This is a genomic window from Bartonella sp. AA168HLJHH (assembly GCF_042197365.1).
In the GTDB taxonomy this organism is placed as follows: domain Bacteria; phylum Pseudomonadota; class Alphaproteobacteria; order Rhizobiales; family Rhizobiaceae; genus Bartonella.
Genome location: NZ_JBHIRS010000009.1, coordinates 67,794 through 77,419, shown reverse-complemented (window position 1 = coordinate 77,419; position 9,626 = coordinate 67,794). Strand labels below are relative to the sequence as shown.

At 37.4% G+C, this 9,626-nt stretch carries 8 protein-coding genes, 1 tRNA gene and 2 pseudogenes; 5 read left to right on the top strand and 6 right to left on the bottom strand.

What is annotated here, in order from left to right:
- Positions 1 to 38: 38 nt before the first annotated feature.
- The 3 genes and pseudogenes from ACFINM_RS06825 to ACFINM_RS06815 all read right to left on the bottom strand — a co-directional run.
- Positions 39 to 749: pseudogene (locus ACFINM_RS06825) on the bottom strand (DUF1376 domain-containing protein); the annotation flags it as partial.
- Complete coding sequence (locus ACFINM_RS06820; RefSeq protein WP_375640955.1) at positions 739 to 1,074, bottom strand: DUF1376 domain-containing protein; 336 nt, start codon at positions 1,072 to 1,074, stop codon at positions 739 to 741. The pseudogene ACFINM_RS06825 and the gene ACFINM_RS06820, both read right to left, overlap by 11 nt.
- Positions 1,064 to 1,545, bottom strand: a pseudogene (locus ACFINM_RS06815) (crossover junction endodeoxyribonuclease RuvC). The gene ACFINM_RS06820 and the pseudogene ACFINM_RS06815 overlap by 11 nt, the downstream one beginning before the upstream one ends.
- Positions 1,546 to 1,574: 29 nt before the next feature.
- On the opposite strand from ACFINM_RS06815, the gene ACFINM_RS06810 reads away from it, so the two are divergent.
- Together ACFINM_RS06810 and ACFINM_RS06805 are read left to right on the top strand one after the other, a co-directional pair.
- On the top strand, positions 1,575 to 1,994 hold the full coding sequence (locus ACFINM_RS06810) for a hypothetical protein (protein WP_375640954.1): 420 nt from the start codon (positions 1,575 to 1,577) through the stop codon (positions 1,992 to 1,994).
- A gap of 96 nt (positions 1,995 to 2,090) precedes the next feature.
- The gene (locus tag ACFINM_RS06805; RefSeq protein WP_273790351.1) at positions 2,091 to 2,294 is read left to right on the top strand and encodes an AlpA family transcriptional regulator; all 204 of its coding nucleotides are present in this window, start codon (positions 2,091 to 2,093) and stop codon (positions 2,292 to 2,294) included.
- Positions 2,295 to 2,393: 99 nt separating this feature from the next.
- Here ACFINM_RS06805 and ACFINM_RS06800 read toward each other — a convergent pair.
- Positions 2,394 to 2,469: transfer RNA gene (locus ACFINM_RS06800), tRNA-Phe, on the bottom strand.
- A 400-nt stretch (positions 2,470 to 2,869) separates the two neighbouring features.
- Here ACFINM_RS06800 and ACFINM_RS06795 point away from each other — a divergent pair.
- The 3 genes from ACFINM_RS06795 to ACFINM_RS06785 all read left to right on the top strand — a co-directional run bounded on the left by ACFINM_RS06795 (position 2,870) and on the right by ACFINM_RS06785 (position 7,364).
- A complete protein-coding gene (locus ACFINM_RS06795; RefSeq protein WP_375612053.1) occupies positions 2,870 to 4,033 on the top strand; it encodes a phosphoserine transaminase in 1,164 nt (387 codons plus the stop codon).
- A gap of 383 nt (positions 4,034 to 4,416) precedes the next feature.
- Complete coding sequence (locus tag ACFINM_RS06790) at positions 4,417 to 5,706, top strand: adenylosuccinate synthase (RefSeq protein WP_375640953.1); 1,290 nt, start codon at positions 4,417 to 4,419, stop codon at positions 5,704 to 5,706.
- A gap of 236 nt (positions 5,707 to 5,942) precedes the next feature.
- The gene (locus tag ACFINM_RS06785) at positions 5,943 to 7,364 is read left to right on the top strand and encodes a hypothetical protein (RefSeq protein ID WP_375621123.1); all 1,422 of its coding nucleotides are present in this window, start codon (positions 5,943 to 5,945) and stop codon (positions 7,362 to 7,364) included.
- Positions 7,365 to 7,567: 203 nt separating this feature from the next.
- Here ACFINM_RS06785 and rpoH read toward each other — a convergent pair whose 3' ends face one another.
- Together rpoH and ACFINM_RS06775 are read right to left on the bottom strand one after the other, a co-directional pair.
- Complete coding sequence (gene rpoH, locus ACFINM_RS06780) at positions 7,568 to 8,452, bottom strand: RNA polymerase sigma factor RpoH (protein WP_375621122.1); 885 nt, start codon at positions 8,450 to 8,452, stop codon at positions 7,568 to 7,570.
- A 148-nt stretch (positions 8,453 to 8,600) separates the two neighbouring features.
- The gene (locus tag ACFINM_RS06775) at positions 8,601 to 9,605 is read right to left on the bottom strand and encodes an RluA family pseudouridine synthase (protein ID WP_375621121.1); all 1,005 of its coding nucleotides are present in this window, start codon (positions 9,603 to 9,605) and stop codon (positions 8,601 to 8,603) included.
- Positions 9,606 to 9,626 lie beyond the last annotated feature (21 nt).

Genomic DNA, 9,626 nt, shown 5'->3' with positions numbered 1-9,626 from the left:
GAACCGTTCGAATTCTAACAGCGCCTCATCATGGGTTAGCCTTTATCGATTGCGTATTGCAAATTAGGTTCAAAATCTTCTGGCAATCGACAACCGCGATTAGCTTGCGCTCGTTTTGCTTTTTTGGGAACGTTCTCTTGCTCGTGAATGGGGGGTTGGTTGTCTACACCCGTTGTGATTTGCTCTGATGTGGTCTCAACAGCAGCAACCTCTGTTGGTTCGTCAACCAAATCGATTGTTGCTAAACTTTCAGAACCAATTTCTTTTTTTGCTAAAACGATAGTTTTAGTTTTTTTATTATATATGTTTGTATTGTTTGTTATAGCATCACAAGCATCATGCTTAGCATCCTTAAGCATGCTGTTAGCATCATGCTTAATATCACAAGCATCTTTTGTATTTTTATCCCATCTTGCCTTCGCTGCCTTCTGCGCTCTCTCTGAAAACTTATTCAAATTCTCATTAGAGTTGTTGAGTTCCTCTTCAACCTGTAAACTCCATAAACGACCGTCTTCTAAACGTATCAGTTTCTCATCACTCAATAAAAAATCTAGCGCTTTATTAAAAGCTTTTACTGAACAACCAGAAATGCGTGCTAATATAGAGGCATTCTCAAGAATTGGCTGTCTCTTCTTATACATAAGCAATATCAACATCATATAAGTCGATATTTGATGCGACGTCATTCCACTAGCATCAGATACCCAATCAGAAGGAAAACAACGAACCCAAGCTAACTTAGTTGACATATTTCCCCTCCTGTTCTTTATTATTATTTAGATCTTCATTGAAGTTATTGAGTTCCTCCTCAACTTGTGAACTCCACAAACGACCATCTTCTAAACGTATGATGTATCCCTCTTCTAGCAAAATATTCAATGCTGTCTCAAATTTCTTTACTGAATAACCAGTGTAATGAGATAAAACTTTAATATTACAAAAAAGAGGTTCACCAGTACGAAGCATGCGAAATCGCAATCTCATATAGATATTACCTTCTACAGGAGGTAAATAATCGACGACCACCGCCCATTTATCGGCAAACAGTCTCGTCCATGGTATTTTACTGGACATGTATACCCTCTTCTTGCATCAAATATAAAATTGCTAAAGCATCTGCTTCGTTGTCGTCTTTAGGTACATGTCCTTTTCACATACCGCCTTAATCATTTCTTCTTTTGAGGCGTTGCCTTTTCCTGTCGTCGCCTTCTTAATTGTGCCAACAGGAATGCCTTCATATGGTATCTGATGATGTTCACACCACGCTGTTAAGGTTGCTAGAAAGCCCCCATAAATATGAGAAGCATCTGTACCCACATGCCGGCGCACCTCTTCAAAATATACCGCGTCAATTTCATCAACAGATCTCTTTAGTTCAGTAAGCCACCGTTTAAAGCGTAAATAACGCATACCACCGCCTTCAAAACGGCGTGATTGAAAATCTTCTGTATCGCTTGTTATATGACCATCCGCACCACGTATCGCCCAGCCTGTCTTAGTCCCTAGATCAAGACATAAAATGGTTTTTTGTGCGTTAGTGATCATAATCCCCCTTTAAGGCTCTACGTATTTATATGTGTGCTATGACAGAGCGTGTTGTGATTGCTTGTCTTGAAAAAATGTTTATGAAAAAGTATCCTCCCAGCGATTCTAAAAAATTGGGGGGAGTTATGATGCAAGAATGGGTAGTTGATAAGGTTGTATTTTTATTGCACCGGATAAATGATAGTGCTGTATTTTTGCGGCACTGGATAAGTGATAATCTTACGATTGCTCCTATCATTGCTACGATAGTTACTGGAATGGTGACACTTTTTGTACAACAACGAAGCTTAAAAAAACAACTTAAAATCTTCCAACGACAAACTATAGCATCAGAAACCCAGACAGCTATTCTATTAGAAGATAAAAATGTATGCATGTGTCATAGAGGACAACTCGCATTAGCTTTTACTCAATTGCCTGATTGGAAATATGAAATTAAGCACATCTAAAAAATAAACTTGCAAATTTTTAAAAGTTGGAGTGCTTCACATGCCTTCCAGCACTCCCACCCATTTAATTAATATAAAAAAGAGAAAGGTAATGAGATGATATTTGATGATGGAGATAGATATGTAACGACACGTGAGTGTGCACAGCTTTTTAGTGTATCCACAACAACGATTCGCAATTGGGTGCTTCAGGGGTTGTTTCCGGAGCCATATAAGCTAGGGAGAGCAGTGAGATGGAGAAAAAAAGAGATCTTAGACTTCACTCCAAAGAAAAATAAGGAGCAAATAAGAACAAATTAGGTAAAATTATATAAACTGTAGAAGGTGGTCTAAAAGGTGGTCTGAAAATGGCTATTTAAAGAAAAAATCTATATATTTCAATATGTTAAACACAAAAAGTGGTGCCCAGACGCGGATTCGAACCACGGACACGCGGATTTTCAGTCCGCTGCTCTACCAACTGAGCTATCTGGGCATGCTTCATAAAAAATATAAAGCGTTTGCGGTTATAACATTAAAATTTTCTCTGTCCAGTCATCAAAAGAAAAATAATTGATTTTTTAATAAGTTTATCTCCCTATTCTAGAGCGTTATCAATGAATCTTTATCATAAAATAAATTTGATAGGTATATTGGACACTTTAGTGTATTGTTATTAGAATGCTGTCTTATCGTGGTGGTAATACGAAAAAAATTAAAAGAATCAATCGAGAAGAATGATTAAGAAAGATTTTTTTATAAAGTTTCCCTAAATTTTAAGCATACGAAATAATAGACAACATTTTTGACTTTTTTCTAAAAAGATTATTGATTAGTCTTTATAATAATTTGTTTTTCTTTATAAAGAAAGAGAAACATCTAAAAGGGGAGAAATAATGATAATGTTACAAAAACCAAGTAATCGTCCCAATAATACTAATTTTTCTTCAGGTCCTTGTAGCAAACGGCCTGGTTGGACTCTTGATGTTCTTAAAAATGCATTAGTTGGGCGTTCACATAGATCTAGAGAAGCAGAATTAAAACTTGCTGAAGTTGTTAATTTAACCCGTGAGATTCTTGAGGTTCCTTCTGATCATCGTATAGGAATTATGCCAGGATCAGATACCGGTGCTGTTGAGGCTGCTCTATGGTCTCTATTAGGTGAGCGTGGCATTGATATGGCAGCGTGGGAAAGTTTTGGGTTTGGGTGGAATAAAGATGTTGTCGAGCAATTAAAGCTTTCTGATGTGCGTCGTTTTGAAGCTCCTTATGGTGAAATACCAGATTTAACACAACTTGACTTTGATCGGGATGTTGTTTTTACATGGAATGGGACAACTTCTGGTGTGCGTATTCCTAATGCGGATTTCATTCCGCATAAGCGGGCTGGATTGACCATTTGTGATGCAACATCGGCAGCTTTTGCGCAATATCTTGATTTTTCAAAATTAGATGTTGTTACTTTTTCATGGCAGAAAGTTTTGGGAGGCGAGGCTGCACATGGTATGGTGATTTTAAGTCCTCGTGCTGTTGAGAGGCTTGAGAATCATGTTCCAGCTTGGCCTATGCCCCAACTTTTCTATATGACAAAAAATGGAAAATTGAACGAAGATATTTTTAAAGGAAAGATCATCAATACACCTTCTATGCTTTGTGTTGAGGATTTCCTTGATGGGTTGAAGTGGGCAAAATCTCTAGGAGGTGCAGCGGCATTAAGAGCACGGGTTGAGAAAAATTTTTCTGTACTTGATGCTTTTGTTCGCAAAACGCCATGGTTAGAATATTTGGCAAAAGATCCTGAAGTGCGTTCTAACACCGCTATTTGTTTAGATATTGTGGATCCAGTGATTACTGCTTTGGATACGGAAAGGCGAGTATCTTTTATAAAAGCGGTTGTGAAGCGTCTTGATGAGGAAGGGGTTGCTTATGATATCGGTTCGTATCGCGATGCTCCTCCTGGGCTTCGAATTTGGGCGGGTATAACAATTGAGGCTTCCGATCTTGAAATTTTAACACAGTGGCTTGAGTGGGCGTTCCAAGTTGAAAAAGCACAGCTTTAAATAATTACTGGTGATTTTCAAAACGTGTTTTTAAACAAAAAAGGATACGAGAGATTATGATGATCTTTCGTATTCTTGTATCAGACAAACAGCCTCTAAATATTACATGAATTGTAAAAGATTAAGACGGGGAATGAATGCTTTGTCAGGTGTTAGATACGCACAAATTAAAATCTCTAATGTTTTTACTTTTTGTAGCGAAAATGACAGATTTAAAATATTTGGGTATTTGCTTATCTTTATTATCATAAATTTGAAAATTTAATCACTTGAAGATTGAGAAAAATCTGAAATGAGGAGTCGCACTTGCTCTAAGGTTTCGTTATAAAGAAGAGTTTGTTTTTGAATGCTGGTTTTTTTGACCAAACACGACGGAGAAAGTTATGGCCAATGTAGTTGTTGTCGGTACACAATGGGGTGATGAAGGCAAAGGTAAAATTGTAGATTGGTTGTCTGAGCGAGCAGATATCGTGGTGAGATATCAGGGGGGGCATAATGCTGGCCATACATTGGTTGTTGATGGAGACAGTTATAAATTATCACTTTTACCGTCTGGTTTAGTGCGTGGCAAGTTATCAATTATTGGTAATGGTGTTGTTGTTGACCCTCATCATTTTGTTGCAGAAGTAAAAAAACTATGTAATCAGGGTGTAAAAATCACACCAGAAATTTTGCGTATTGCTGAAAATGCTCCTTTGATTCTTTCTTTGCATCGTGATCTTGATGCAATTCGAGAAAGCGGTTTATCTGGTTTAAAGATTGGTACAACAAAGCGTGGTATTGGACCGGCTTATGAAGATAAGGTGGGACGTCGTGCTATCCGAGTGATGGATTTAGCAGAAAAAGATACACTTATGGCTAAGATTGAGCGGCTTTTGAGGCATCATAATGCTTTGCGTCGTGGGATGGGTGTTTCAGAGATTGATTCTCGAGCACTTTATGATGAATTGATGCAAGTTGCGGATAAAATTTTGCCCTTTATGGATTGTACGTGGCGTCTTTTAGATGAAGGTTATCGAGGAGGGAAACACATTCTTTTTGAAGGTGCGCAAGGTGCTTTATTAGATAATGATTTTGGAACTTATCCTTATGTAACGTCATCTAATACAGTTGCTGGGCAAGCATGTACAGGTTCGGGGATGGGACCTGATGCAATTCATTATGTTTTGGGTATTGCAAAAGCTTATACTACACGCGTTGGAGAAGGGCCTTTCCCGACAGAGCAGATAAATGATATTGGTGAATTTCTAGGAGTGCGTGGACATGAATTTGGTGTTGTAACGGGTCGAAAGCGTCGATGTGGTTGGTTTGATGCTGTCTTAGTACGTCAGATGGTAACAATTTGCGGTGTTCAAGGTATAGCATTGACAAAACTTGATGTTTTAGATGGTTTGGATGAAATAAAAATTTGTATTGGTTATGAGCTTGATGGTAAAAGGATTGATTATTTACCTTCTTCCATGGGAGCTCAGGATCGGGTGAAGCCTATTTATGCAACATTAGAAGGTTGGAAGGAAGAAACAGCACATGCATTGAGGTGGGAAGATTTACCAGTGCAGGCTATTAAATATATACGCTATATTGAAGAACTGATTAATACAAAAGTGGCTTTATTATCCACAAGTCCAGAGCGTGAAGATACTATTCTTATTACGGATCCCTTTGTTAATTGATTATTGTTTTTAGATTTCTATATATGCTCTCTGTTCGTTTTTGTATCTTTTTACAAAAAAGTTTTTAAGAGCACGTAAAAGAAAGGTGCAAAATAGCATTGTTTATTTTTCATATTCATTTTACATTATTGCAATAGTTGTACCAATATTAAATGGCAACCAATTTAGAAGGCTAAAATAAAGTTTTTTGGCTTTACTATTGATTTTTTCTCAGTTTAAGAGAGATTATAGAGGAAATGGTAGATTTCGTTGGAATCTTAAAAAAGACAATTAATGCACAAAATAATATTACACCACAAGTGCGTAAGCGGATTTATAAGCGGGCTACCGAAACACTAGAACATCAATTTGTAACAGCAAAAATACCACAAGCAATAGCGGATGAACAAAGAAAGATTCTTCAAAGTTCTATTGCAACTGTTGAAGGAGAATATTTAGCAGTTGAAAAGAAACGGCTTTCTTCAGTTATTGGGTGGAATCCCACAAATATAAATGAAGATAAGAAATATACAAAAAAAACTATATTACCAAAAAATAATGAATTGTCAGAGGTAAACATAAAAAGAAAGCAAGATTTTGTTACACGTTCAAAGGATAACAAGGTATTTGTTGAGCTTTGTGTATCAGATATACCAGATGCAGAACCTGTTAATATGGAGACTGATGTGCCTTCTCAGCATGTTAATAGCAGTGTGTTAAAGATTTCTCCTTCGCAGGAAGATAATCCGCATATTGTTTCGCACATTTTTTCTCAGGCTTTACGTCGTGCTAATAAATCGTTAGTGCAAAGGCGTATTGTGATAAGTGCTGTTTCTGTTGTTAGTTTTGTTGTTTTACTTGTTGGTATTTTTTTTGTTGGTGAGCGTGTATTTGTATCAAATGATCATCAGTTTTTAGAAGAAAATCTTCAAGCTTCTCACAGAGTACCAAAGGCATTTCCAATTAAGAGAAAGTTAACACAACGCTTATTAGAGGATGGAAGTGAAATTGATGTTGGTTTAAAACAAGCGATAGATTCTTCGGATGAAGAAGTACTCTCAACAGTTGTTGATAGCAATTTGCAATCGCTTGAAAAATCAGGTGAAGCTGTTTTCTATCAAGCACGTACAAATTATGATGCAGAAAAGATAGCAACGGGAAGTGCTCGCTGGACGCTTATAAAAGAGTCTCAAGTGAAGGGGGCTCCAGAAGAAACAACTATACAAGGTGATATAACAATTCCTGATGAAGGGGTATCATTACGGTTAATTTTACGTCGTAATACCGATCAGTCATTTCCTGCTGCATATATTATGGACCTTGTTTTTATTCTTTCTGATAAATTTTCAGGTAAAGCTATAAGCAATGTTCAAGCATTAACCTTTAAAGCAAGTGAACAATCCATTGGACAGGCTTTAACAAGAACCATTGCTGCAAAGATTAACGATGACTTTTTTCTTGTCGCATTGAGTGGAAATCATCCATTTCTTGATCGAAATTTACAATTGATGCGAGAATTAGATTGGATGCGTTTGGTGTTAACGGATAAAAACGGGCGTATAAGTGAATTAACCTTTGCAAAAGGACCAACAGGTAAGTCTATTTTTAATGAAGTTATTGGACAATGGCTTGCACAACAAGATAAGTTAACAGTTCTTGGTCAAAAAAATAAAACATAGATGCAAAAAAATAAACGACTGTGAAGAATTTTCTACGACCGTCTTTATCAATTATATACCACATACATTCACTAAATCTTTACATATCAATAACTTAAAGAATTCGATAGACCAATTTACAAGTATAAAGCCAAGGCATGCTTTTTTTCATTTTCACATTTAAAGAATGTGCAAACCATTGGCTTTATACTTAACTCTAGGTTTTATACTTGACTTTGAGATAAAGTAGAATCTTTGATAGAGTTTTGCACTTTTTCAAATGCACGCATTTCAATTTGTCTTACTCGTTCTCGACTAATATTAAATTCACCAGAGAGTTCTTCTAGGGTTAGTGGTACATCGTTTAAACGACGCGCTTTAAATATACGCTTTTCGCGTTCATTGAGATTGTCCATGGCATTTATGAGCATGGAACGGCGATTTTCTAATTCACTTTTTTCAATTAAAATTTGTTCTTGATCGTTAGATTCATCCACCAACCAATCTTGCAACTCACTGTTTTCCCCTTCTTTTGTTCGAATTGGTGCGTTGAGTGAAGTGTCACCACCAAGCCTACGATTCATTGATACAACTTCATCTTCTGTGACATTCAACTGGGTTGCAATTTCTTTCACTTGTTCTGCATTGAGATCACCACTATCAAGTGCTTGAAGTTTACTTTTTAACTTACGAAGGTTGAAAAACAAGCGCTTTTGATTAGCTGTTGTCCCCATTTTCACCAAACTCCAAGAGCGCAATACATATTCTTGGATTGACGCTTTAATCCACCATATTGCATAGGTTGCAAGACGAAAACCCCGCTCTGGTTCGAAACGTTTAACAGCTTGCATGAGTCCAACATTGCCTTCTGAAATGACTTCCCCAATGGGAAGTCCGTAGCCCCGATATCCCATCGCGATTTTAGCTACGAGACGCAAATGGCTGGTTACTAGCTTATGCGCAGCTTTTAGATCATTATGCTCACGGTAACGCTGAGCTAACATATATTCTTCTTTTGGCTCAAGCATTGGAAAACGACGCACTTCTTCCAAGTAACGGTTTAAACCACCATCACCTGTCATTACTGATAATAAATTCATATGGGCCATATAGCACCCTCCTTTTGTTTGAATTCCCTGATAAGGCAAATTCTATGTTTTAGATAGCTAACTATCCTCATAACCTCACTCTAGCATATTTTTCAATTTTGTTCAAAAAAAGATATTTTATTGTGAAATCTTGAGAAGGGGAAAAGTTTCAATTCATTTTTTTAAAAAGCTCAATAAGTTTAGCCATATCTTGAGGCAGTGGTGCGGAAAACGACATAACTTTACCGGTAGAAGGATGTTCAAAAGTAAGACTTGCAGCATGGAGTGCATGTCGGTTGAATTGATCGATTGCATTTCTAATAGTGGGGTTGAATATGTTTGATTTTGTTTTAAAAGCGTTTCCATAAACTGTATCGCCTATGAGTGGATGCCCTATATGAGTCATATGAACACGGATTTGATGGGTGCGTCCAGTTTCCAAGCGACATTCCAGAAGGCTAGCAAAAGATGTTGAGTCTGCATGAGAGCCATATTTTTCAAGCAGAGAAACATGTGTAACAGCATGACGAGCATAAGGGTTTTGGTTATGGATGACAGCTTGCTTTGTCCGGTTATGGGGCGAACGGCCAAGTGATGCATCAATTGTCCAGACATTGCGCTGAGGTGTTCCCCAAATCAAGGCATGGTAGCGTCGATCTAATGCGCAGGTACGTCCATGATCAGAAAATTGAGCACTGAGACTTTTATGAGCTAGATCGTTTTTTGCAACAACCATAACACCGCTTGTATTTTTATCAAGACGATGGACAATACCAGGGCGTTTAACACCACCTATACCAGATAAACTATTCCCACAGTGGTAAATAAGGGCATTAACCAATGTACCGGTCCAATTTCCATTCCCAGGATGAACAACAAGACCAGCTGGTTTGTTAATAACAATGATATGATCATCTTCAAAAAGAATGTCCAATGCAATGGCTTCAGCGCTAGGTTCTGCATCACGAAGGTCCGGCATTTCCAATTCAATTATTTGGTTAGGTTTTAATTTTGTTTTTGGTTCCTTTATGAATTGACCATCAATTTTAAGACAGCCTTCACGGATGAGGGTTTGCAAACGCGAACGTGAGAGCACATCATGATATTGTTTTGCGAGCCACTGATCAAGACGTTGCCCAAGAGCACCTTCATCCGTTATTTTCTGTATTACCATACGATTCCTATTAAGTTTTTA

Excerpts from the sequence above, each read along its gene's own strand:
- ACFINM_RS06790 (WP_375640953.1), top strand. The coding sequence starts at position 4,417 with ATGGCCAATGTAGTTGTTGTCGGTACACAATGGGGTGATGAAGGCAAA.
- ACFINM_RS06785 (WP_375621123.1), top strand. The coding sequence starts at position 5,943 with ATGGTAGATTTCGTTGGAATCTTAAAAAAGACAATTAATGCACAAAAT.
- rpoH (WP_375621122.1), bottom strand. The coding sequence starts at position 8,452 with ATGGCCCATATGAATTTATTATCAGTAATGACAGGTGATGGTGGTTTA.
- ACFINM_RS06820 (WP_375640955.1), bottom strand. The coding sequence starts at position 1,074 with ATGTCCAGTAAAATACCATGGACGAGACTGTTTGCCGATAAATGGGCG.
- ACFINM_RS06805 (WP_273790351.1), top strand. The coding sequence starts at position 2,091 with ATGATATTTGATGATGGAGATAGATATGTAACGACACGTGAGTGTGCA.
- ACFINM_RS06810 (WP_375640954.1), top strand. The coding sequence starts at position 1,575 with ATGTGTGCTATGACAGAGCGTGTTGTGATTGCTTGTCTTGAAAAAATG.
- ACFINM_RS06775 (WP_375621121.1), bottom strand. The coding sequence starts at position 9,605 with ATGGTAATACAGAAAATAACGGATGAAGGTGCTCTTGGGCAACGTCTT.
- ACFINM_RS06795 (WP_375612053.1), top strand. The coding sequence starts at position 2,870 with ATGATAATGTTACAAAAACCAAGTAATCGTCCCAATAATACTAATTTT.